Source organism: Pseudomonas sp. ATCC 43928 (assembly GCF_005938665.2).
Taxonomy (GTDB): domain Bacteria; phylum Pseudomonadota; class Gammaproteobacteria; order Pseudomonadales; family Pseudomonadaceae; genus Aquipseudomonas.
The window spans coordinates 4037130-4061016 of the sequence record NZ_CP041753.1; the positions used below are offsets into that span (position 1 = coordinate 4037130).

Annotated in this window: 24 protein-coding genes and 1 pseudogene; 7 read left to right on the top strand and 18 right to left on the bottom strand. The window is 59.4% G+C overall.

From position 1 onward, the window contains the following. Positions 1–225 precede the first annotated feature (225 nt). Positions 226–396: pseudogene (locus tag FFH90_RS30405) on the bottom strand (LysR family transcriptional regulator); the annotation flags it as partial. A gap of 20 nt (positions 397–416) precedes the next feature. Continuing rightward, a complete protein-coding gene (locus FFH90_RS18400) occupies positions 417–2318 on the bottom strand; it encodes a potassium transporter Kup (protein WP_050563969.1) in 1902 nt (633 codons plus the stop codon). A gap of 517 nt (positions 2319–2835) precedes the next feature. Here FFH90_RS18400 and FFH90_RS18405 point away from each other — a divergent pair. Then, a complete protein-coding gene (locus FFH90_RS18405; RefSeq protein ID WP_178114253.1) occupies positions 2836–4182 on the top strand; it encodes a PAS domain S-box protein in 1347 nt (448 codons plus the stop codon). A 35-nt stretch (positions 4183–4217) separates the two neighbouring features. On the opposite strand, the gene FFH90_RS18410 is transcribed toward FFH90_RS18405, so the two are convergent. Continuing rightward, positions 4218–4838, bottom strand: a complete 621-nt coding sequence (locus FFH90_RS18410; RefSeq protein WP_138867799.1) for a cell wall hydrolase — start codon at positions 4836–4838, stop codon at positions 4218–4220. Between the two features lie 182 nt (positions 4839–5020). Between FFH90_RS18410 and FFH90_RS18415 the strand changes: the two genes are divergently transcribed. Further along, positions 5021–5872 carry a CAP domain-containing protein gene (locus FFH90_RS18415; protein WP_138867800.1) on the top strand — a complete coding sequence of 284 codons (852 nt, stop codon included), beginning with the start codon at positions 5021–5023 and terminating at the stop codon, positions 5870–5872. Between the two features lie 43 nt (positions 5873–5915). Here the strand turns inward: FFH90_RS18415 and FFH90_RS18420 are convergent, their stop codons facing one another. The 5 genes from FFH90_RS18420 to FFH90_RS18440 all read right to left on the bottom strand — a co-directional run bounded on the left by FFH90_RS18420 (position 5916) and on the right by FFH90_RS18440 (position 8796). Beyond that, positions 5916–6314 (bottom strand): DUF5329 domain-containing protein, encoded by a 399-nt coding sequence (locus tag FFH90_RS18420; protein ID WP_064618435.1) that lies wholly within the window; start codon positions 6312–6314, stop codon positions 5916–5918. Positions 6315–6372: 58 nt separating this feature from the next. Then, positions 6373–6597, bottom strand: a complete 225-nt coding sequence (locus FFH90_RS30745; protein WP_081626573.1) for a hypothetical protein — start codon at positions 6595–6597, stop codon at positions 6373–6375. Positions 6598–6720: 123 nt separating this feature from the next. Next, positions 6721–6957, bottom strand: coding sequence for a hypothetical protein (locus tag FFH90_RS18430; protein WP_007942075.1), 237 nt, complete (start codon positions 6955–6957; stop codon positions 6721–6723). Between the two features lie 61 nt (positions 6958–7018). Continuing rightward, entirely contained in the window at positions 7019–7807 is a 789-nt protein-coding gene (locus FFH90_RS18435; protein WP_138867801.1) for a DeoR/GlpR family DNA-binding transcription regulator, read from the bottom strand. A 95-nt stretch (positions 7808–7902) separates the two neighbouring features. Then, positions 7903–8796 carry a LysR family transcriptional regulator gene (locus FFH90_RS18440; protein ID WP_138867802.1) on the bottom strand — a complete coding sequence of 298 codons (894 nt, stop codon included), beginning with the start codon at positions 8794–8796 and terminating at the stop codon, positions 7903–7905. 86 nt (positions 8797–8882) lie between these two features. Here FFH90_RS18440 and FFH90_RS18445 point away from each other — a divergent pair, with 86 nt between their 5' ends. Beyond that, positions 8883–9677, top strand: coding sequence for an NAD(P)H-dependent oxidoreductase (locus tag FFH90_RS18445; protein ID WP_111453430.1), 795 nt, complete (start codon positions 8883–8885; stop codon positions 9675–9677). 441 nt (positions 9678–10118) lie between these two features. Here the strand turns inward: FFH90_RS18445 and FFH90_RS18450 are convergent, their stop codons facing one another. The 10 genes from FFH90_RS18450 to FFH90_RS18495 form a co-directional block, all read right to left on the bottom strand. Then, a complete protein-coding gene (locus tag FFH90_RS18450; protein WP_111453429.1) occupies positions 10119–10829 on the bottom strand; it encodes a GntR family transcriptional regulator in 711 nt (236 codons plus the stop codon). 69 nt (positions 10830–10898) lie between these two features. Further along, positions 10899–11921, bottom strand: coding sequence for a proline racemase family protein (locus FFH90_RS18455; protein WP_138867803.1), 1023 nt, complete (start codon positions 11919–11921; stop codon positions 10899–10901). An 11-nt stretch (positions 11922–11932) separates the two neighbouring features. After that, complete coding sequence (locus FFH90_RS18460; protein ID WP_111453427.1) at positions 11933–13414, bottom strand: aldehyde dehydrogenase family protein; 1482 nt, start codon at positions 13412–13414, stop codon at positions 11933–11935. An 8-nt stretch (positions 13415–13422) separates the two neighbouring features. Then, the gene (locus FFH90_RS18465; protein ID WP_218281479.1) at positions 13423–14700 is read right to left on the bottom strand and encodes an FAD-binding oxidoreductase; all 1278 of its coding nucleotides are present in this window, start codon (positions 14698–14700) and stop codon (positions 13423–13425) included. Between the two features lie 76 nt (positions 14701–14776). Next, positions 14777–15658 (bottom strand): 4-hydroxy-tetrahydrodipicolinate synthase, encoded by an 882-nt coding sequence (gene dapA / locus FFH90_RS18470; protein WP_111453425.1) that lies wholly within the window; start codon positions 15656–15658, stop codon positions 14777–14779. Between the two features lie 23 nt (positions 15659–15681). After that, complete coding sequence (locus FFH90_RS18475) at positions 15682–16347, bottom strand: amino acid ABC transporter permease (RefSeq protein WP_111453424.1); 666 nt, start codon at positions 16345–16347, stop codon at positions 15682–15684. Positions 16348–16357: 10 nt separating this feature from the next. Beyond that, positions 16358–17029, bottom strand: a complete 672-nt coding sequence (locus FFH90_RS18480) for an amino acid ABC transporter permease (RefSeq protein ID WP_111453423.1) — start codon at positions 17027–17029, stop codon at positions 16358–16360. An 11-nt stretch (positions 17030–17040) separates the two neighbouring features. Beyond that, entirely contained in the window at positions 17041–17862 is an 822-nt protein-coding gene (locus FFH90_RS18485) for an amino acid ABC transporter ATP-binding protein (protein ID WP_111453422.1), read from the bottom strand. Positions 17863–17915: 53 nt separating this feature from the next. Continuing rightward, complete coding sequence (locus tag FFH90_RS18490; protein ID WP_111453421.1) at positions 17916–18761, bottom strand: transporter substrate-binding domain-containing protein; 846 nt, start codon at positions 18759–18761, stop codon at positions 17916–17918. A gap of 186 nt (positions 18762–18947) precedes the next feature. Next, the gene (locus tag FFH90_RS18495; RefSeq protein WP_111453420.1) at positions 18948–19859 is read right to left on the bottom strand and encodes a LysR family transcriptional regulator; all 912 of its coding nucleotides are present in this window, start codon (positions 19857–19859) and stop codon (positions 18948–18950) included. A 282-nt stretch (positions 19860–20141) separates the two neighbouring features. On the opposite strand from FFH90_RS18495, the gene FFH90_RS18500 reads away from it, so the two are divergent. From FFH90_RS18500 to argE, 4 genes are all read left to right on the top strand, one after another. Then, a complete protein-coding gene (locus FFH90_RS18500) occupies positions 20142–21452 on the top strand; it encodes an NAD(P)/FAD-dependent oxidoreductase (protein ID WP_138867804.1) in 1311 nt (436 codons plus the stop codon). Between the two features lie 24 nt (positions 21453–21476). Then, a complete protein-coding gene (locus FFH90_RS18505; RefSeq protein WP_018930235.1) occupies positions 21477–21893 on the top strand; it encodes a RidA family protein in 417 nt (138 codons plus the stop codon). Positions 21894–22049: 156 nt separating this feature from the next. Further along, on the top strand, positions 22050–22727 hold the full coding sequence (locus tag FFH90_RS18510) for a DUF1028 domain-containing protein (protein WP_138867805.1): 678 nt from the start codon (positions 22050–22052) through the stop codon (positions 22725–22727). Continuing rightward, positions 22724–23875 carry an acetylornithine deacetylase gene (gene argE, locus FFH90_RS18515; protein WP_138867806.1) on the top strand — a complete coding sequence of 384 codons (1152 nt, stop codon included), beginning with the start codon at positions 22724–22726 and terminating at the stop codon, positions 23873–23875. The genes FFH90_RS18510 and argE overlap by 4 nt, the downstream gene beginning before the upstream one ends. Positions 23876–23887: the final 12 nt, after the last annotated feature.

Consider the following 23887-nt stretch of genomic DNA (forward strand, 5'->3'; position numbering starts at 1 on the left):
TCCTTGATTGGACAAGTGCACAGCAACCTGAATCCGCCGTCAGGCGCATCCACCTTCGTACGGAGTCGAAGCTAACGTGGCTGCATAGTGAGCATGGACATTAAAGCCCACAATCGAATCCACGGGCATAAATTTCATCGTTAACTCTGTTCGCGGTCTTTTAGAGAGAAGGCTGAACGTCCGCTTTCCCGCGGGTCTTGCCTAGTGGAAGGCAGTCACCACCCGCTAAGCATCCTGCAATTTCTCACGCAGAAACTCGATGAACCGTTGGGTTTTCGCCGGTAACAGTCGCGTCTCGGTGAGGGCATAAACCGAGACGGGCGGAGCCTGCCACAGCGGCAAGACTCTGCGCAGCGTGCCATGGGCGAGGTCTACCTGTGGGAGCAGCGCACCGCCGCTCCCACAGGGATGAGTCGCTACATCTCAACCTGCGTACCCAGCTCAATCACACGATTGAGCGGCAAATTGAAGTATTTGAGGTTGCTGTTGGCGTTCTTCAGCAAGAACGCGAACAGGGTCTCGCGCCAACGGGCCATGCCGATACGCTTGGTCGGGACGACCGTCTCGCGGCTGAGGAAATAGGTGGTGCGCATCGGACTGAAATCCAGCTCTTTCAAATGGCACAGACTCAACGCCAGCGGCACATCGGGCTCCTCTATAAAGCCGAAGTGCAGACTGACCCGGAAGAACCCTTCGCCAAAAGACTCGATCTCGAACCGCTGATCCGCAGGCACACGCGGGCGGTCTTCAGACACCACGGTGAGCAACACCACCTGCTCGTGCAGCACCTGGTTATGCAACAGGTTGTGCAACAGGGCATGGGGGACAGCATCGGATCTGGCCGTCAGAAATACCGCCGTACCCTGCACACGATGGGGTGGTTGCGCGCGAATGCTGCTGATGAACAACGGCAGCGGCAGAGCAGTTTCGTCCAGTCGCTCGACAATGATCTTGCGGCCGCGCTTCCAGGTGGTCATCAAAATGAACAGGGCAATACCGGCGATTACCGGGAACGCACCACCCTGGAAGATCTTCGATATGTTGGCGGCGAAGTACAGACTGTCGACCACGAGAAAACCCAACAGCATCGGAATCGCCAACCAGCGCGGTGTTTTCCACAGCAGCAGGACCACGGCCGAGGACAGGATGGTCGTGATCAACATGGTCCCCGTCACCGCCACGCCATACGCCGCCGCCAGCGCACTGGACGACTCGAAGCCGATGACCAGCAACACGACGCCGACCATCAGCGCCCAGTTCACGAGGCCGATGTAAATCTGCCCCTGCTCCTGACTGGAGGTGTGCTGGATAAACATACGCGGCACGTAACCCAGCTGAATAGCCTGGCGAGTCAGTGAGAACGCCCCGGAAATCACCGCCTGGGAGGCGATGATGGTGGCCAGTGTCGACAGCGCGACCATCGGCAGCAGCGCCCAGTCGGGTGCCAATAGATAGAATGGGTTGCGTACCGCTTCCGGGTTCCCGAGGATCAACGCCCCCTGGCCAAAGTAATTGAGCACCAGGCCAGGCAGCACCAGCATGAACCAGGCACGGGCAATCGGTTTGCGACCGAAATGGCCCATGTCGGCATACAGCGCTTCAGCACCGGTCAATGCCAATACCACGGCGCCCAAAATGGCGATGCCAATGCCCGGATGAACCACGAAGAATCGCACCGCCCAAGCAGGATTGAGCGCTTGCAGCACTTCCGGGCGTTGCAGAATGCCGAATGTACCGAGAATGCCCAACACCACGAACCACAGCACCATGACCGGGCCGAACAGGATGCCGATACGCGCCGTGCCATGTTTCTGGATCAGGAAAAGTGCTACCAGAACGATAACGGACAGCGGAACGACCCAATGCCCGATGCCCTCGAACGCAAGTTGCAGACCTTCAACCGCGGAGAGCACCGAAATGGCCGGGGTGATCATACTGTCCCCGTAAAACAGTGCCGCGCCAAACAGCCCGAGCAACACCAGGTTCCGGCTCATTTTCGGATAAGGCGCCGAGGCCCGGCGTGCCAGTGCCGTCAAGGCCATGATGCCGCCCTCGCCCTGGTTGTTGGCGCGCAGTATAAACAGCACGTACTTGATCGAGACGACCCAGATCAGCGACCAGAAAATCAACGACAGAATGCCCAGTACACCGTCCTGATTGGCCTGGACGCCATAGTGGCCGGCGAACACTTCCTTGAGGGTGTAAAGCGGGCTGGTACCAATGTCCCCATAAACCACGCCGACCGCGGCGACGAGCAAGCCCACTCCTGATGTTTTGGCGTGGGAGTTTTCATGGGCGGGGATCGCTGTTTCGCTCACGGGTAGCTTCTCTGAGATTGAAGGAAATAAATGGCATGCCACCTTCGAGCAAGAGGGTTTGCGGGGCTACCGGGTAAACATTGGAACTCAGCCATGAAACCCCACGGCTTGATAATGAGATTAGTCCATGGGTGTCATGCCGTTCGTTCAGGTGACCTGGAGAGTTTGCAGGCCTGTCGACGTTCAAAAAAACGCGGCAAGTATCCTCGCAAGGGAAAACACCTACCGTAAAGAAAGCGTAAAAATGTACGGGCAGCAGCGAGCGAATTTCGATCAAGCTTCTTGTGCGCGACCAAAAATAGTCCTTAATTAGAGGCAAGGTTCTTTCCGGGACCTCGCCACATCGCTATATCCTGTGTTTCAACCCGAATCACCTGAATCGAGTGCCAAGGCACCACCAGCATGGAGTTTGCGAATGAGCCAAGGGCCTGTCCATGAGGACGACACCGCTATTGGACCTACCTGTACACCCTCAGAAGGTAGCGAGCAAACCTCCCCGTTCCTTCACGACCTGGGGTTGAGCGATGTCCTTGAGGCACTGCCCGAGGCCATCTACACCACCGATGCCAAGGGTCTGATCACCTTTTACAACCGTGCAGCGGTGGCGCTGTGGGGAATGACCCCGGCGCTTGGGGAGAGCGCCTTTTGCGGCTCCTGGAAGCTCTATTGGCCTGACGGCACGCCGCTGCCCCACGATGAATGCCCCATGTCCATGGCATTGAAGGAACAACGTCCTGTCAGAGGGATTGAAGCCATCGCCGAGCGTCCGGATGGCACACGCGTTCGTTTTCTGGCGTGCCCCTCGCCGATCTTCGATGCAGAAGGCAGCCTGATAGGCGCCGTTAACATGCTGATCGATCTGACTGACCAGACCGTCGCCGACAAATCCGCGCTGATCCATGACGCGCTGGTCGAATCGTCCGCCGACGCGATCATCGCCAAAGACCTGAACGGCACGATTACCAACTGGAACGCTGGCGCCCAGCGACTCTTCGGTTACACGGCCGAGGAAGCGGTCGGCCAACCCATTGATATGCTCATCCCCCTGGATCGGCGGGATGAGGAACCCGGCATTTTGGCGCGCATCCGTCGAGGCGAGCGCATCGAACACTATGAAACCCTCCGGCGGCGCAAAGACGGCAGCCTGGTCGAGATCTCTCTCGCCGTCTCCCCTATCAGAAATCGGCAAGGCCGTATTGTCGGAGCGGCCAAAATCGCTCGCGATATCACTGAGCGACGACAGGCGGAAGAACAAAAGAGCCTGCTCATCAGAGAGATGGATCACCGGGTGAAAAACCTGTTCACCCTGGCAAACAGCGTGGTCTCACTGAGCGCCCGTTCGGCAACGACCCCCGGTGAACTCGCCTCCGCCGTTTGCGCACGGCTGAACGCATTGGCGCGAGCCCATACCCTGACCATACCGCACGGTTTGAGTAACGAGCAGCCAACGACATTGCATGCCCTCATTCAAACCATTCTCGCGCCTTATGCCGATAGCGGGGATACCAGCCAGTCACGCGCCGTCGTGACCGGCCCTGACATAACGATTGACGGTGCATCAGTCACCAGCTTCGCTCTGCTGTTGCATGAGTTTGCAACCAACGCCGCGAAATATGGGGCGCTCTCTTTGCCTGAAGGGCTTTTGGATATTGCCTGTAGCGAGAGTGAGGAGGTATTCACCGTGGTCTGGAGCGAAAGGAATGGCCCGCTCATTGACCGGGAGCCCGACAGCACCGGGTTCGGCACCCTTCTCGCCAAAGCGACCGTGCATGGCCAGCTTCACGGCGAAATCCGCCGTGACTGGAAGCGCGAGGGGCTGACCATCACCGTAGCGTTTCCCTCCCGTAGCATAAGCGGCCAGTAGAGGGTTGGCTCCAGGTGGTGCGAAGCGATTCGCACCTACTTTGCCGTTCCGCCACCAGGTTTATAGAACAGAAACTTCCGGGTCTCGCCCGTCTTGATGTACTGCTTCGCCCAGTCGGGTTTCACCGTTCTGTCGTGGAAATACAAGGCACCGTGGGTGCGGTCCGTCAGTTGCTTGTTGAGTGCCTTGCGCGCGATCTCCTTGGCGATGGCATATTCGTCGTCTTCCTTTACCTGATCCGCACGCCCGTCGCACCACCAGGAAAACTGGCAGGCATGCTTTTCGGAACCTTGCTTGACCACAGCGCACACCGTATCCGGAAAACCTTCGTGACCCAGCCGGTTCATGACCACGCTGGCGACGCCTTCCATGTCGGCAGCAGTTACCCCTTTGGCTTCCCAGTAGATACTGCGTGCAAGGCACGTAATGGCATCCTCCAGCGGCGCGGTGCCCGCCGGATCGACCGCCTGCGCTTCGGAGGGGGTGATGACCTCGGATTTGGGCACCGGAGCTTCGCTACCCTTCTCTGCCGCTTTCTGCTCCAGAACCTGCGCCTTTTCTTCGGCCACTTCCTTTTTTTGCTCCTGGTCGGTTGCCCACACCTGGCCGCACAGAAGGATGATTGCGAAGCAGGTGGCTACCCCTTTGAATCGCATGTTCCGACCCTTCTGATTGAAACCTTCGTGAGCAACGAAACGATCGCAGACCTGGGTTGATTGTAGTAGCCGGAATTCATACCGACAGGCAGGCAATAAACTGCATTTGAGCGCGAAAAGGCATTGCATTGGGAGGGGGGACATCGCGCATCATGGGCACAGATCGTTCAAGGGAGATTTACATGCTCAGCCTGTCATCCGTTTTGCATCTTGGCGTGTTGTCATTCGGGTTGGTGTTCAGCGTCATCGCGTCGGCGGCCGATGAACAACAGCTGGTAGAGTCGATCAACGTTTACCGCAGCCAGGTACAGCGCTGTGCCGGACAGGCGTCTTCGGAGTTACCACCGCTGGCCAGCGATCCGCGCCTGGTGCTGTCCGCCAACAGCATCGGCGACCTGCAGCAGGCACTGGCCCGCGCGGCGTACCCGATGGTTAATGTGCAGGCAATCAGCTTGTCCGGCCCGCGTGATGCGCCCGCCGCGATGAAGGCGATTCAGGAGAGCTTCTGCCGGGTGGTGCTGGACCCGCAATTTGTCGATATAGGCGTCAGCCGGGAGGGCCGCGAGTGGCGCATCGTGCTGGCGCGCCCGCTGTTGACGGGGCGCTTGGGCGACTGGCAGGCGGAGGGACAGAAACTCCTTGAAGCGATGAACAGCGCCCGCACGCAAGCGCGCCAGTGCGGTACCCAATCCTTCACCGCCACCACGCCGCTGGTCTGGAACGCCACGCTGGGATCAGCCGCCGAGGGCCACAGCCGGGCCATGGCCAACCAAAACTTTTTCGATCACAAGGACCGCGACGGCCGCACGCCAGGTGATCGGGCTGAACTGGCGGGGTACGCCGGCCAGCAGGTCGGCGAGAACATCGCCGCCGGGCAGGACACAGTGCGCAAGGTGGTCGATGGCTGGCTGGCCAGCCCGGGGCATTGCGCCAACCTGATGAACCCACAATTTCGCGAATTGGGTGCAGCCTATGCGGTGGACCCGAAGAGTGACGCGGGTATTTACTGGACGGCGATGTTTGGCACGCCGTAAAGGCGGCTGCTTGATTGTGCTGCGCTAGCGCATCAAGACACCATCAATGACGTTGCCGTTGCCGCTGTAGCTCGGTCTTCAACCAGAGGTTGGCCGGTTGTATGCCTGCCGGACAGCGCACTTCATAGGCGCGGCCACTCATGCTGCTTTGGGTGGCCGCCAGCTCAATAAAGTCTTCGGCGCTGTTCACCCTGTCCTGTTCTTCAAGGTACTCCAGCTTCTTCTCCAGATGCGCCCGGGCTTGAGGGCCGCCGTATTCGCTTCCGTTGCGCACAAACCGGCATTCACTGTGCTCGACAAAGTCCAGCAAGCTGTTTATTTCCTGAGTGGCTTGAGGTGGGATTTGTGCCTGTGCATTGAACACCACGGCAGTCAGGCCGATACCTGCCGCCGTCAGCCATTGAGTGAGGGGTGCAACAATATGCCCAGTCAGCCTTCGCATGATTATTCCTCAGGAGATCAGAGCGGTGATGGCCGCTCTGGAGCTGGGCGCAGACAGGTCAATCGTCTCGGTCGTCATGGTCGCGGTGCCGACGGCGATCATCACGACGATCATAATCCCGGTCATACCCACGATCATCACGGTAATAATAGCCACGATCATGGTCGCGACGGTATTCACGGTGATCCCGATCGTACCTGTCTCCCTCTTCCCAGTAAGGAAAGCAACCTCCCAGCAGGAGAGTACTTGCAATGGCCAGGGTCATTATCGCGGTGCGCTTCATTTTAACGTCCTAAAAGGTCAGAACTACGGGGATGAGGTGACGCTAGCGGCGAATCGATCGCAGTGCGTTCAAACCCATAATTACGACCCTCAAGCCGGTCAATGATTCCGTTATCACCGGGCCTTACAGCGTTCTCTGGCTGTTACCGATGGTTTTGGCTTTTTCGATGGCCCACTCCATCGCCGCTTCCATGTCCAGCAGATGCGGCGAGGGGTGCTTGTCCTCGACAATGGCCGAGCCGTCCGGCCAATAGACCCCCATGAACATCTTCAGCGAACCGTCTCTCAATATCTCGGCTTTGACCTCAATCGTGCATCCGTTCGACAGCGTTTCCGAGTGGGTTATATGACGCTCAGTCATGACTGCATTCCTCCCGTCGTTGCTATCAGCGTAACCCATGCAGCGCCGGGCGCGATGACGCTCAGGCGTCTGCCTGCACCACCTCGATCCCCAGTCTTTGATAGTCCTCAAGATTGCCCGAGGCCACATGACGTTCGGTGATCAGCGTGTGCACACGGGCACAAGGCGCAACCACAAAGGGCTCCACGGCACCCAGTTTGTCCGCGGTGGTCACGGCAATCACGTGGGAGGCGCTGGCGAGCATCGCCTGCTTCACCGGCACTTCATCGAAATGCAGCGAGCTGAGGCCGACTTCCGGATGAATGGCACAGACCCCGGTGAACACCAGGTCGGCCTTGATGCCCTCGATCAATCTCAGGGTTTCATGCCCGCTGGAAGACATCGTCGCCGGGTTGAGCTGACCACCGGCGACGATCACCGTGATGCCTTTGTATTCGGCCAGCGTGATCGCAATCATCGGCGACGCGGTGACGGCCGTGATGACAATGTCGGAAGGCAGCGAGCGTGCGATCTGCAGCGTGGTGCTCCCGGAATCGAACATCACGATCTGGCCGTCCTTGACCCGGCGCGCGGCGAGCTGCGCCAACCGGGTTTTCACCTCGTCGGTTTCGCTGACCCGAGTGAAGTAATCCTTGCCCGTGTCCTTGGGACGCGGCAACGCCCCGCCGTGCACCCGCTGCACCAGCCCGGCACTGGCCAGCTCCGACAGGTCTCGGCGAATGGTGTCCTCGGACACGGCGAAATGCTGACTCAGCTCGGAAGCCATGACCTTGCCGTCACGTTCGAGGATCAGCAGGATTTTTTGGCGGCGCAGTTGGGGGAGTTCGGCGGAGGAATACTCGGCTTGCATGGTTATGCCTGTTTTTGCGTGTTTGTGCGAGATTAGCCAAACACCTCAATGAACACAAGGCGCTCCCACAAGGGATTGTGTTTGATTGATACCCATCACAAGGCACTCACGATGAACTCACGCAACCATTGATGCCCAGGGTCGCGGTGACAGCGCTCGGGCCAGAGCATCGACATCTCGTAACCCGGGACTTCAAGCGGGGGCTCGACCATGGTCAAAGCGTGCGTATCGCGAACCAGGCGAGCTGGCAGCATCGCGACCATGTCGGTGCTCTCCACCACCGACGGGACAAACAGAAAATGGGGGAGCGAAAGCACCACTCGGCGCGTCATGCCCAGCTGGGAAAGCGCCTGATCGGTGACACCCTGAAAGCCTCCGCCATCCCGGGATACGATGACGTGGTCGAGTTCGCAGAACTGCGCGAGTGTCGGTCGCTTTCTCAACAGCGGATGGCCAGTACGCCCCACCAACACATAGCGTTCGGTAAACAATGCACGACGTCGCAAGCCTGGGGGAGCATCCTCGGTGGTATGAAACGCCAGGTCGATTGCCCCCTGCTCCGCTTGTTTGGCCAGTTGTGAAGGCATCAGGTCAAGCACCGCCAAACGCGTGCCGGGTGCCGCCGAACGCAGCCCGGCCAACGCGGGCAAGATGATGGTCGACTCGCCGTAGTCCGACGCCATGACATTCCACGTCTGCCGTGCCTCGGCCGGGTTGAAAGGGCTGGCGGGCGACACCGCGCGCTCCAGGGCTTCCAGGGCCTGGCGCAACGGCTCGCGCAACTCATCGGCCCGGGCCGTGGGCCGCATGCCCCGTGGTCCTGGCAGTAATAGCGGATCGTTGAAAATATCCCTCAATTTGGCGAGATGAACACTCACCGACGGTTGCGACAAATTCAGGCGTTGCGCCGCACGGGTCACGTTGTGTTCCGAGAGCAAGACATCAAGGGTCAGCAGCAGGTTGATGTCCAGACGACGCAGATTATTCATGACAATACCTGGCATATTGGTTATTCATTTCCAATATACCGGGTAAGGCCTGATTCTGCTGGCTTCTGACAACGGAGACTCAGCCCATGAATGTTCTGCTCGTTTACGCCCATCCCGAACCCAAATCGTTAAACGGTTCGCTCAAGGACTTTGCCGTCAAACGCCTGGAAGCTGCCGGCCATCAGGTACAGGTTTCCGACTTGTATGCGATGGACTGGAAAGCCTCGCTGGACGCCGATGACAGTTTCGGCCGGCCTGCCGACGCACGGTTCGATCCGTCGCAAGACTCCAAGCGTGCCTTCAAAGAAGGCCGGCAACGCCAGGACATCGTCCTCGAACAAGAAAAACTGCTCTGGGCCGACACCGTCATCCTGCAGTTTCCGCTGTGGTGGTTCTCGATGCCGGCGATCCTCAAAGGCTGGGTGGAACGCGTCTATGCCTATGGTTTTGCCTACGGCGTAGGGGAGCATTCCGATGCGCGCTGGGGCGACCGTTACGGGGAAGGCACGCTGGCGGGCAAACGGGCGATGTTGATCGTCACCACGGGTGGCTGGGAATCTCATTACAGCCCACGGGGCATCAATGGGCCGATCGACGATGTGCTATTCCCGATCCAGCATGGCGTACTGTTCTACCCCGGCTTCGACGTGCTGCCACCGTTCGTGATCTATCGGACCAGCCGAATGGATGAGGCGAGATTTTCAGCAACTTGTGAGGCGCTCGGCCAACGGTTGGATGACCTGTGGGAAACTGCGCCGATTGCGTTCCGACCGCAAAATTCAGGGGCGTATGACATTCCGCAACTCACGTTGCGTGATGAGATTGCTGCGGATCAGTCGGGCTTTACCGCTCACATCAAACAGGCAACACACTCGTTGTAGCAGCTTGCGAGGCTGCGTTCGCCGTAGCAGCTGTCGAGCTTGCGAGGCAGCTCGGCAGCTGCTACAGCGAACACGAAAAAGCCCGCACAAGGCGGGCTTTGGAAATCGAGTAGGTGGCCAGCGCTGGTCTCTGGCTTACAAGGTTTATCGGGCCTCTCACAGAACAGGATTTTTAGCTTTGGGCTGTTCTGCCTCACACGGCATAAGGGCTGGATCTCAGCGCGGAGATCTTTCTAACCGTGTACCCTTGGGAGCGCGCCCCACGCCTCCTCGCTATCCCTTTGCGCATCAGTCTGCGTCTTCACCTACAACCTCAGAATAGCAAACCATTCGAAGCCTGGGTCGGGGTTTTTAGACTGATTATTTTCAAGAGGAATGATGGGTAAATGGAAAAATACTAACGCCGCAAGACGGACGTCCATGCCGCCTCCAACACCCGAACTAATTCACCGACATGCTTCCCGTGAGGTTCTGCTGCATGTAGGCCAGGAAGCGCCGCTGAAACAGCATGGTGTGCTCGTGCGCGGCCTGTTCGGCCTCATCCGGATTGCGCGCGGCGATGGCGTCAATCATTTCGTCATGGTCACGCCCCAACCGCGTACTCGTGCTGGCGGCGCTGATGATGTAGTCGAAATGCAGATGCAGCAGTCGCTGCCCCTCTCCCAAAAGCTTCTCGTAATAGCTGATGAAGTAAGGGTTCTTGCCGGCCTCGGCAATGGTCATGTGAAAAGCTTTGTTCATTTCCGACATCGCCTGGAAATCCCCGGTACTGACGGCCTCCAGATAAGCGGCATCGGCGGCGCGGATACGCGCCAGATCCTCGTCAGTACGCTGTAGCGCCGCAAGCCTTGTGACGGCACGCTGAATCAGGTCCAGGGCGGAGATGTAGTTAGGGAACTCTTCGATCTCGAACGGCGTCACCAACGTGGTGCGATTGGGCAGAATCGTCACCAGCCCTTCGCTGATCAGCCTTGCCAGGGCGTCGCGCACAGGCGAACGCGACAAGCCGAACTGCGCCGCCAACGACACTTCATCCAGCGGCGTGCCAGGCTTGAGCTTCAACGTCAGGATCTGTTTGCGCAGCTCCTCGTAAATGTAGCGCCCACCATGGCGCTTGACGCTTGCGTTGGTTTCAGCGGTGTCTTTGCTCATCAGGCAGCTCTCAGCGATACAGGCCGGACGTCTGTCCGGCCCGCAACTTTAGCATCAGCCAAGGCTCGGTTAGAAACCTTCGCCCCAGGTGTCGCTCAACATGAACCCTTCGCGGAGCGGGTCGTCCGGGTCTACACCAATCTGATGCAGACCATACACCCAGGCCCGCCCGGTGATTCTCGGCAACACCGCAGGCCGATCCCCCACCTCGGTCAGGCCCAGCAACTCGACCTTGAATTCACCGCCAATGGTGGAGCGCGAAGTGAGCTGGTCGCCTGGCTGCACCAGACCGCGCGCGCTCAGGGTCGCCAGGTTCGCCGAGCTGCCAGTTCCGCACGGCGAGCGGTCCACCCGGCCGGGCGGCAACGTGGTGCAGGTTTGCCAGGCTTTGTCGTCGAGGCGATGGCGGAACATCACATACGCGACTTCATTCAGCTCTTTGATCAACGGATGGCGGACCACCACCTGCTCGTTGATCAACCGCCGCAAACGCACCCCTTCGCTGGCCAGCGTACGGGCGTTTTCCGGAGCGATGCTCAAGCCGATCTGATCGACATCCACCAGCGCGTAATAGACCCCGCCAAAGGCGATGTCAGCCTTGATCGGGCCATACTCGGCGGTTTCAATGACCACGCCCAAATGCTCGACGAACGAGGGCACCATATCCAGCGAAACGCTGAGACAACGCCCATCCGCACACTGGGCACGCGCCGTGACCAGACCGGCCGGCGTGTCGAGCACCACGGTGGTGGACGGCTCCTGCATCGGCAAAATGCCCAGTTCCAGCAACGCGGTGACCACGCAAATGCAATTGCTGCCGGACATCGGGTGAGCCTTGTCTGCCTGTAATACGATGAACCCGGCCTGCGCCTCCGGCCGGGTGGATGGCAACAGCAGGTTGACGGACATTTGCAGGCAGCCGCGAGGCTCCAGCACCACCAGCCGACGCAGGCTGTCGTCCACTTCGTTGATGTAGTTCATCTTGTCGAGCATGGTCTTGCCGGGGATGTCGAGCACACCACCGGTAATGACTTTGCCGATCTCGCCTTCGCAGTGCACGTCGGCCATTTGCAGGGTTTTCTTCCAGCGCATCTCGGCCTCCTCTATTTGATGTACCAGCCCCAAGGCTGCTGGCTGTCATAACGGGTGATCTGCTTGGTTTCCAGGTAATTGTTCAAGCCCCACTCACCCAGCTCACGGCCGATCCCGCTTTGTTTGTAGCCACCCCAGGGTGCTTCGGTGAAGGTGGGTTGCGAACAGTTGATCCAGACAATACCAGCCTGCAGTCGGCGCGCGACCCGCTCCGCCCGTTGCATATCCGCAGACATCACCGCCGCCGCGAGGCCGAAGCGTGAATCGTTGGCGCTACGCAGCGCCTCGGCCTCATCGTCGAATGGACGCACGCACACTACCGGGCCGAAGATTTCTTCTTTCCAGATCCAGCTCTCTTCGGGCACATCGGCAAAAATCGCCGGCGTCAGGAAGTAGCCTTTTTCGCAGTCGGCCGGACGCGTGCCGCCGTACAACAAGGTTGCACCCTCCTCCTGGCCTTTGGCGATGGCTTGCAGCACTTTGTCGTATTGGCCACGGCTCACCAGCGGCCCGAGCAACACCCCCTCTTTCAAACCATTGCCGATGCTCAAGCTTCGGCTCTGTTCGACCAGGCGCTTGAGCAACGGCTCGTACAGATCCCGCTGGACCAGCACGCGGGACGTCGCGGAGCACACTTCGCCCTGGTTCCAGAAAATCCCGAACATGATCCATTCGACGGCCGCGTCGATGTCGCTGTCATTGAAAATGATGAACGGTGACTTGCCGCCCAATTCCAGGCTGATGTTTTTGATGTCGCGAGCCGCCGACTGCATGATCTTCGTCCCGGTCGGTACACTGCCGGTGAAGGCCAGCTTGTCGATGCCCGGATGCTCACTCAACGGTGCGCCGGCCTCGTTGCCCAGGCCGGTCACGACGTTCAACACACCGGCGGGCAACCCGGCTTGATGGGCAATGTCGGCCAGTTCCAATGCGGTCAGCGGCGTGAGTTCGGAGGGCTTCAACACCATGCAGCAACCCGCCGCCAACGCCGGAGCGACTTTCCAGGCCGCCATCAGCATCGGAAAGTTCCAGGGAATGATCGCGCCCGCGACCCCCATGGGCTCTTTACGGGCGATTGAGCTGAAGCGTTCATCCGCGAGGAAAATCGCTTGCTCCCGATGTCCGTCGAGGTCTTCGGCCAGATCGGCATAGAATTCGAAACAACCGGCCGTGTCGCCGATGTCCCACAGCGCTTCGGGCAAAGGCTTGCCGTTGTCCCGCACCTCAAGCTCGGCCAGGGCTTGCTGACGCTCGCGGATTCCGGCGGCGATCCGGCGCAGCACAATGGCACGCTCAGCCCCGCTCATCTGCGGCCACGGGCCCTCATCAAACGCACGGCGTGCGGCGTTTACCGCCCGGTCGATGTCCGGCGCGGTCGCAGCGGCTACGCGGGTGATTACACACTCATTGCTCGGGTCGATGGTCTCGAAGCTGCCGCCTTTGACGGGGCTGACCCATTGGCCGTCGATGTAAAGCAGGTCGTAGAAATTCATGAAGGGCCTCAATTGAAAGCAAAACGTTTGGCACTGAATGGGCTCAGGTCCTGGGCAGGTTTGCGTCCGGCGACCATATCGGCAATCAGTCGCCCGGTCGTTGCCCCGAGGGTCAGCCCCAGTTGCCCGTGACCGAACGCAAGGAATACGTTTTTGAGCCGATCGCAACCATCGATGATCGGCTTGGTGTCCGGCAGAAACGGGCGATAACCGACGCCATATTCAAGGCCGTCGATGTTCAACTGAGGAAGGATCCTGCGGGCCTTCTCCAGAATGATGTCCGCGCGTTTGTAGTTGGGTTCCGCATTGGGGCCGGCGAACTCGATCGTTCCGCCTATTTGCAAGCCTCGGGTCATCGGTGCGAAGCAAAAACCGCCATCGGCATAAATCACCGAATGACGCACCTCGACACCGGAATGAGGAAGCAGCACTTGATAACCGGCAATGCCCGCCAGAGGCACGCTGCCGCCGATTTGCCCGAAGAATTGTCGTGAGCCGATTCCGGCTGCGATCACCACATGATCGGCAGCGTAACGCGCACCGCTTGTAAGGGTCACGCCGCTGGCACGGTCGGCGACTTCATCAATGCTCTTCACTTCAGCACGCACCCGGGCGCCGCCTTGATCGATGAAGCTTTGCGTCAGAGCCGCAATAAATCCTTTGGTATCACTGACCGCACGCCAATCGGGAAACAGCAAACCGTGGCTGAATTTGCCGGCCAATGCGGGTTCAAGATCGGCAATGGCACCCCGATCCAGAACCTGCGACTTGAAACCCAGCGACCTGCGCAGGTCCATGTGTGGCTCTTCCTGCTCAAGCCCTTCAGCCGTGTCGAACACCTCGATGATCGGACGTTCGCCCATCAAGGTCTTGTCGGCACAGGCATTCAGCAGCGGCGCATAGTCTTCGTAGACATGATGCGTGAGCGTCGCCATTTCATTGGAAATCTCGACGATCCTGGAATGCCGCGCACAGGCCACAAACCGCAAAAACCACGGCAGGATTCCCGGCAAGGCGCTGGGTCGCAACGCCAGTGGCCCTTTCTGATCCAGCAACCAGGCCGGAATCTTTTTCAGTATTCCCGGCTTGGACAACGGGATGACTTCACTCACCGCCATTTGCCCGCAGCTCCACTTGGCCGTGCTGTCGCCCGGCGCCTGGGGGTCGATCATCGTGACGCGATAGCCCTCGCGCTGCAGATACAGGGCGCAGCAGACGCCGACGATACCCGCGCCGATGACCACCGCGGTCTGGCGCTCGGCTTGCTGCTGGATGGGTGATTGCATAGGGATCATATACACCGTCTCTCTCTAGGAAGCTGAGCCCGCACCGTCCCACGTGGAGGCCGATGCGGGAAACGTATCAGCCTTGCAGCTTCTCGAACTCCTTGCGGAATTCGGTTTTTTCCTCAGCCGTCAGCGGCAACAACGGCATGCGCGCCACACCCACTTCAAAGCCAGCCAGTTCGCAACCGTATTTGACCTTCTGAATGAACTTGCCGCTTTCCAGATTGGCCATCAACGGGAACAACGAACGCACGATTTGTTGCGCACCGGCCAAGTCACCCGAGGTGTACTTGTTGTAGAACGAAACGATGTGCGGCGACAGGAAATTCGCCGGCGCACAGATCCAGCTGGTAGCGCCCCACAGGAAAAAGTCCAGCGCCTGGTCATCGGAACCGCAGGACAACTGAATCTTGCCCTTGTAGTTTTCACCGATCTCGACGGCGCGCAGCAGGTTGCCCGCACTTTCCTTGATGCCGATTACCCGTTCATGATCCTTGAGCGCATCCAGCACGCTATAACCCACTTCAACATTAGTGCGGATCGGGTAGTTGTAGAGCACGATGTTCACGTCCGGCACGGCATCGAGAATCGCTTCGTAGTGACCGATCAGCTCTTCCTGGGTTGGAATGGCGTAGTACGGCGGCGCAATCAGCAGGTTGCGATAACCAATGTCACGGGCCTGTTTGACCTGCTCGATCACCTCACGGGTACATGAGCCGTTGGCACCGGCGATCAGCATGCCGCGATCGCCGACCACCTCGCGCACGGTCGCCATGACCTGACGACGTTCGTCGTTGGTCAGCGCGTAGTATTCGCCCGTTGAGCCCAGCGGCACGAACCCGCTTACGCCCTGCTTGAGTTGATATTCGATAATCGATGTCAGGACGTCGTAATCAATGGCACCGGATTGATCGAAGGGGGTCACCAGGGCCGGCAGGATGCCTTTGAGTTGCTGCATGGGAATGTCTCCAGTGGGTTGAGTTAGTACGCGTAGCGTCTGAGCATCCGGGTTTCGATCACGCCAACCAGTCGGGTCAGGGGGAACGCCACCAGGAAATAAATCACCGCCACCGCCGACAGGAACTCGACCGGGCGCGCGGTGCTGTTGGAAATGTTCTGGCCGACGAACATGAGGTCGGCGATCCCCACCGACGAAATGAGTGCGCTTTCCTTGAACAGGCTGACCACGTTGGACAGCAGCGGCGGGACGGCACGCAACAATGCCTGGGGGAAAATCACGTAGAACACTTTGTTCCACGACGCCACGCCCAGGGCGGTACAGGCATCGTGTTGCTCGCTCGGAATCGACTTGAGCGCGCCACGAAAGGTCTCGCTGGTGATGGCAGTCATGTACAGCGTCAACGCCAGCACCACCGAGACGTAAGGCGGCACCGAGATGCCGAATACGACGGGCAGGCAGAAAAAGATCCAGAACAGTTGAATCAGCAACGGCGTGCCGCGGAACAGCTCGACGTACAGGCCGGTAGGGATTCGGATCAACGGGCTTTTCGAGAGCCGCAACAGACTCAACAGAAACCCGCAGACGCTGCCCAGCACCGCGCAACTGACGGTGAACGCCAGCGTCAGCGCCAGGCCTTTGGCCAACACCTGCCAGTAGGAAAGGACCACCCAGAAATCCAGCTGCATCTTCTTCTCCTCAGCGCGCGAGCGCAGTGTCCTGGCGCCGCTCGAGCCACTGCACCAGCTGCGCGATGGGCAGCGAGAGGGCGAAGTAGATCAGGGCGATCAGCGAGTAAGTTTCGAGTGGGCGATACGCTTCGGTGGCAATGCTTTTGCCGACGTACATCAGGTCTGCGACCGCCACGATGGCCACCAACGCGCTTTGCTGGAGAATCGAAATGCCGTTGGTCATCAGTACTGGCAGCGCGGTGCGCACGGCTTGCGGCAGAATCACGTACAGCGTGCGCTGCCACGGGCGCAGGCCCAGCGCAACACAGGCATCCAGATGTTCGCGCGGCACTGCCTGCACCCCGGCCCGATAGGCTTCGGCGTTGAACGCAGTGAGGTTCAGCCCCAGGGCCAAAACGCCCATGGTGATCGGGTCGATGAACACGTTGAACAGCATCGGCAAGCAGTAGAAGAACCAGACGATCTGCAACAACGCCGGCGTGCAGCGGAAGAACTCGATGAACAACTGGGCGGGCCAGCGGATGAAAAACCAGCGGCTCAGGGTCAGCAGGCACAAGCCGAAACCGAGTATCAGCCCCTCCACATTCGACACCAGCGCCAGCTGCAGGGTGACCTTGAGGCCCTCCCACAGGGCACCGAAGTTTCCAGTCAGAAAATGGAAATCAAATTGATAATTCATGGTCGTACCCCTCAGCCCAGGTGCAGGACTTTTTCGAGGAATTCGCGGGTGCGCGGCTCCTTCGGCTGAGTGAAGATCTGCGCGGGAGGCCCCTGTTCGACAACCTTTCCGTTGGCGCAGAACACCACCCGCGAGGCGATGTTTTTGGCGAAATGCATGTCGTGGGTGACGATGATCATGGCCATCTTCTCCTCGGCCAATTGCATCATCACGTTCTGCACTTCGGTGACCATTTCCGGGTCGAGCGCCGAAGTCACCTCGTCAAACAGCATCAGCTTCGGTTCAAGCATCAAGGCGCGGGCAATAGCGACACGCTGCTTTTGCCCGCCGGAGAGCTGGCTTGGATACGCATTGAGCTTGCTTTCCAGACCCAATCGCGCCAGGAAAATCCGTGCTTTCTCGGTAGCCTGGGCCTTGGACAGCCCGTGAACTTTCATGGGCGCCAGAATCAGGTTGCTCAAGACCGACAGATGCGGGAACAGCGTGTAGTGCTGGAACACCATGCCGACCTGGGTTTGCAAGCGCACATCCAGTGGTTTGCCCTGGTTTCTCGCGTTGCCATCGATGTAAGGCTGGCCCTGGAAGTTGATCGTCCCGCCCTGGATGCTTTCCAGCCCCATCATGACCCGCAGCAACGAACTCTTGCCGCTGCCGCTGGGACCGATGATTACCAGCCGATCGTCGGCGCGCATATCCAGGCTCAAATGGTCCATGACCACCAACCCTTCGCCATAGGATTTGTAAACATCGCGCAGCTGGATGAAGTCGCCGCCAGCCGAATCGGGGACGAACGATGCCTGTGGCTGGGCGGCCACCAGTAAAGGAGCTGTCATAGGGGGTCTCCAGGAGAGCGGCGGTTACCGGCCGCTCTCGGGAATCAGCGAAATTACTTGGATGTTTTTTCGTCGGCGTTCGCGAGGATGGAAGCCTTGTCGACCAGGGCGGCGATTTCGCCTGTCTCGCGACGCTGGGTGAGGTAGATGTTCAGCACTTGCAGGTCTGACTGCGACGCGTCACGGTTCAGTCCGAACGCGACGCCCTGCTTGGCCAAGGCCGGGGCCGGCATTATTTCCTTGGTCCAGTCCGGGTTGGCGACGGCGAACAAATGGTTGGTGTCACTGGCATCGACCAGCACGTCGGCGCGGCGGGACATCACCGCCAGTCGAGTCTCGTCCATCCCGGGTAAACGCATGACCGAGCCATTCTTCACCACCGCACTGATCGCCTTGTCGGCGGCCGTGCCGGACATCACTGCAAACGACACGCCCGGCTTGTCGTAGTCGGCGATGGCATTGCCCGCCGTGGCCAGTTTTGGATTGTCTTTATGGGTGAGCAACGAGATCTGGTAGTCGGTCGCCGGGACCGAGAAGCTGACGGCCATGGCCCGTTCCGGGGTCTGGTTCAATGCCATCGCCAGATCCCATTTGCCACCTTGCAGACCCGCAACCAGGTTGTCCCAGTTGGTGTCAACGAACTCCACCTTGACCTTCAGCACCTTCTCGCCGAAGTCCCGACACAAATCCACGAAGTAGCCGCTGTACTGACCGGAACGGGCATCACGCATCACATAGGGCGCCGCCACCGCAGCGCCGCAACGCAGCACGCCGGCCTTTTGCACGCCTTGCCAAAGTGACGGATCAGCGGCCTGCGCTGGAGCCTGGCTCAATAGCGCACCGATGGCGATGGCACAGAGGAGCATGTTGCGGGCGGAGCGAGAGAATAACCGAGCCATTTTGAACCTCACCGTTATGTAGTTGTTCTTGGGCAGAAAGGTACAAGCGTGTAGCAATGTGCGCCATCATGTGTGCAGCGCTGTATGCAGATTAGTTTTGAACGAATTGAGCTGTCAACAGACTTGCGCGGATTTTTTCAGGAAAGTGACTGAGCGGTCGGACGACCGCTCGAAGTGTCGAAACCGTCAGGCGGTTTGCTGTACGGCTTGCAGGAAGTGATCGAGGATCAGGCTTTGGCGGCGGCTTTTGGCGGTCACAATGGCCAGGGGCGCATCGAAATGGAACCGTTGCGGCGCGATGGCTTTCATCATGCCCTTCTCCACCCACGCGGCCGCATAATGGTCGGGGAGGAAGCCGATGTAACTCCCGGTGAGGATCAAAAAAGCGATGCCTTCACGGTCGGTGGCAGTGGCGGCGCAATCGAGCAAGTGGTGCAAACCGATGGCTTCGGCGGTCATGCGAAAACTCGGCACCACGGCATCCACATGGCGCAAATCATCGGTGGACACCGTGTCGGCGCAGGCGAACAACGGATGCTCATGGCTGCAATACAAGTACGACCGCTCTTCATAAAGCAGGTTGTACTCAAGGCCTGAAAGCGGCGTAATCAAAGGGACTACCCCGACATGCAGACGACCGTCCAATACCCCGCGTTCGATCTCGGCCGGCGTGCTCATGCTCAAATTCACCGTCACCCCCTCGCCTTGGCTGCGCAGTGATTTCAAGGCCCGGGTGATGCGCATCTTCGGCTGGGTGACCAAATTATTGATGATCCCGATATTCAAGTCCCCCCGCAGTTGGCTGTGCAACTGGTTCACCTCGGTTCGAAACCCCTCGATGGCCACCAGCACCGCCTCGCTGGAACGAAGCACCTCACGTCCCTCATCCGTCAACGCGAAGCCGGCACGTCCACGCTGGCACAAGCGGACTCCCAGACGTTTTTCCAGATCGGCCATATGCACGCTGATTGCAGAGCGGCTGATCCCGAGCGAGGTTTCCGCCGCCGAGAAACTCCCGCACTGCACCACGGTTTTGAAGAGTCGTAACAATCTGAGGTCAAAGTCACTGACCTGGCTGAGGGGGATTTTCTGACTCATAGGTGAATTTTCCTGAACGTAAACATTTAACGATTCAGATTTATATCACCCATTGGCTCAGGGCATGCTCTGTTAAATCCGGTCATCGATTGCTCTTGTAGCAGCTGCTACGGGAGTGCGTCGTGGCAGCTCAAAGGCATAAACACTCGCAGGCGCTACATCGGTAATTTGTATTCAAATGCCAGCTTTATAATATTTTACCGATCCAGGGGTGATCCCTAGTCTTGACCCAAGAAATGGCAGGCCACAACCGACCTGATTCCAACTTCGATGGGTATAGAGATGACCACTGAAAAAACAAAAATAGATACGCTGATTGTGGGCGCCGGTCAGGCTGGCGTGGCCATGAGTGAACACCTGAGCAAACTCGGCGTGCCTCACCTCGTACTGGAGCGCAGCCGCATCGCCGAGCGCTGGCGCAGCGGTCGTTGGGATTCGCTGGTGGCCAACGGCCCGGCCTGGCACGATCGGTTTCCGGGTCTTGAGTTCGACGATCTCAGCCCCGACAGCTTTGCCCCGAAAGAACGGGTAGCGGATTACTTCGAAGCCTACGCGAAGAAGTTCAACGCCCCCATCCGCACCGGCGTGGACGTGAAGAAAGTCGAGCGCAATGTCGGTCGTCCAGGCTTCACCATTGAAACCTCCGAAGGCGTGATCGAGGCCAACCGCGTAGTGGCCGCCACCGGACCTTTCCAGCGCCCGGTTATTCCGCCGATCGCGCCGAAAGATCAGCCATTCACCCAGATCCACTCCGCCGAATACCGCAACCCGCAGCAACTGCCAGAGGGCGCTGTGCTGGTGGTGGGCGCCGGCTCGTCCGGGGTGCAGATCGCCGATGAATTACAGAGTGCCGGCAAGCAGGTTTACCTCTCGGTGGGTGCGCACGATCGCCCTCCTCGCGCCTATCGCAACCGTGATTTCTGCTGGTGGCTGGGCGTGCTCGGCGAGTGGGATCAGGCCGCGATGAAACCCGGCCGGGAACACGTGACCATCGCGGTGAGCGGCGCGCATGGTGGCCGTACGGTGGACTTCCGTGGGCTAGCCCATCGCGGAATGACGCTGGTGGGTCTGACCCAATCGTTCAATGGCAGCGTGGCGACGTTCCAGCCCAACCTTGCCGACAACCTGGCACGCGGCGATGAGAACTATCTGGCGCTGCTCAATGCCGCCGACGCCTACATCGAGCGCAATGGCCTGGACCTGCCGGAAGAACCTGAGGCGCGGCATACCTTCCCGGATCCGGATTGCGTCACTAACCCGATTCTTGAACTCGACCTGGCCAAGGCTGGCGTGACGTCGATCATCTGGGCCACCGGGTTTGCCACGGATTACAGCTGGCTGAAGGTCAACGCGTTCGACGACAACGGCAAGCCGCAGCATCAGCGCGGAGTGTCGAGCGAGCCTGGGGTGTATTTCCTCGGCCTGCCATGGCAATCGCGTCGCGGCTCTTCGTTCATCTGGGGTGTTTGGCACGATGCCAAGTACGTGGCTGATCAGATCGCCATTCAGCGCTCATACCACGACTACCGCGATGCCCTGCAACGCGAAGCTGAAACCGCCCCCGTCGCGCATAAAACCACCGTCAGCGCTTAACGAATAGTTCTTCAGGAGCCTCAGATGTCCACGCCAACCCATACCCGTATTCGCATGTTCAACACCAAGGAAACCTACCCGAACCAGAGCCTGGACAATGACCTGTGCCAGGCCGTGCGGGCCGGCAACACCGTTTATGTTCGCGGCCAGGTCGGCACCGATTTCGAAGGCAACCTGGTGGGCCTCGGCGACCCGCGTGCGCAAACCGAGCAAGCCATGCGCAACGTCAAACAGTTGCTGGAAGAAGCTGGCAGCGACCTCAGCCACATCGTCAAAACCACCACTTACCTGATCGACCCGCGTTACCGCGAGCCGGTTTATCGGGAAGTGGGCAAGTGGCTCAAAGGGGTGTTTCCGATTTCCACCGGGTTGGTGGTGTCGGCACTGGGGCAGCCGCAGTGGCTGATGGAGATTGATGTGATTGCGGTGATTCCTGAGTAAGCAGGTAGACCGAGTCGCGGCTTTCGCGAGCAAGCTTCGCTCCTACAGTAGATCGCTGTTTCATGAACGACCCTGATCATCTGTAGGAGCGAAGCTTGCTCGCGAAGACGCCCGCACAGACAACAACTTTGCCAAGGCCAACCAAGGAGCAAAACCATGACCTTCTCCATCGCCGCCCGTTGCCCCGAAACCGGTCAGTTCGGCATTGCAATCAGTTCCTCAAGCATCGCCGTCGGCGCCCGCTGCCCCTGGCTATTGCCCGGTGTCGGCGCGGTCTCCACACAAAATATCACCCTGCCATCCCTCGGCCCGGAAACCCTCGCCCTCATGGAACAAGGCCTCTCACCTGCCGAGGCTCTGGACAAGGCATTGACCCGCAACGGCTACAGCCAATACCGACAAATCACGGCGATTGACCACCTCGGCCGCACCGCGCATTTCAGCGGTTCAGAAACCCTGGGCAACCACAATGCCGTGTCGGGTGAGCAATGCGTGGCCGCGGGCAACATGCTCGCGGACCGAGCCGTGATCCAGGCCATGGTCGAGGCATACGAACATGGCGAGGGCCAACTGACCGACCGCTTGCTCACCGCGATGAAAGCGGCGGTGGTCGCAGGCGGTGAAGCCGGGCCGGTGCATTCGGCTGCCGTTGTAGTGGTCGGCGAACTGACCTGGCCGATCATCAACCTGCGGGTCGATTGGGCTGATGAAGATCCGATAGGCAAATTGCAGCAGTTGTGGGACGCCTATCGCCCACAGGTCAAGGACTACATCGACCGCGCCCTCGCCCCCGACAAATCCCCTGGCTACGGTGTCGCCGGAGACGACCGATGAGCAGCAGCCGCGATTTGCTTGAAGCCTTGGTGGCGTTCGACACCACCAGCCGCGAATCAAATCTGCAGCTGATCGAGTTCGTCCGCGACTACCTCGCCCGCTTCGAGGTGCCTTGCGAACTGATCTACAACGACGAGCGCAGCAAGGCCAATCTGTTCGCCACCATTGGCCCGGCAGATCGGCCGGGCATCGTTTTGTCGGGGCACACCGATGTGGTGCCCGTCGACGGCCAGCCGTGGACGTTTGCGCCCTTCAAGCTCACCGAGCGTGACGGCAAACTGTACGGCCGTGGCACCGCGGACATGAAAGGCTACATCGCCTGCGTGCTCGCCCTGGTGCCGTCACTGGTACAGGCCTCGCTGCGACTGCCGGTGCACATCGCGCTGTCCTACGATGAGGAAGTCGGCTGTCTCGGCGTTCGTTCGCTTTTGAAAGCCCTCGAACAGCGCCCGGTCAAACCGATGCTCTGCATCATTGGCGAACCGACCGAGCTCAAACCGGTGCTCGGCCACAAGGGCAAGCTGGCGATGCGCTGCGACATTCATGGCGAAGCCTGCCATTCGGCGTACGCGCCGCTCGGGGTCAATGCGATTGAATACGCCGCCGAACTGATCGGCGAACTGGGGCGGATTGGCCACAGGCTCAAGGCACCGGAGCATCACGACACCCGTTTCGATCCGCCGTTCAGCACTGTGCAAACCGGCGTCATCTCCGGCGGCAAGGCCTTGAACATCGTCCCCGCCGATTGCCGCTTTGACTTTGAAATCCGCGCCCTGCCCTCACAAGACCCTGGCCTCGTTGCGCAGGAATTGCAGACCTACGCCGAGCAACAAGTGCTACCGCGCATGCGCGCCGTGAGTGATCAGAGTGAAATCCGCTTCAGTGAGTTGTCGGCCTATCCCGGTTTGGCGACCGATGCGCACAGCGAAGCCGCTGAGCTGATCGCGGCATTTTCCGGTTCTGGGGAGTTCGGTACGGTGGCATTTGGCACCGAGGGCGGTCTGTTTGACACGGCGGGAATTGCGACAGTGGTGTGCGGTCCGGGCAGCATGGATCAGGGTCATAAGCCGGACGAATTTGTCAGCCTCGAACAATTGAACGGCTGCGATGAAATGCTGCAACGGATGCTGTTATCAATCAGCCGCTGATGGTTGGCCCGA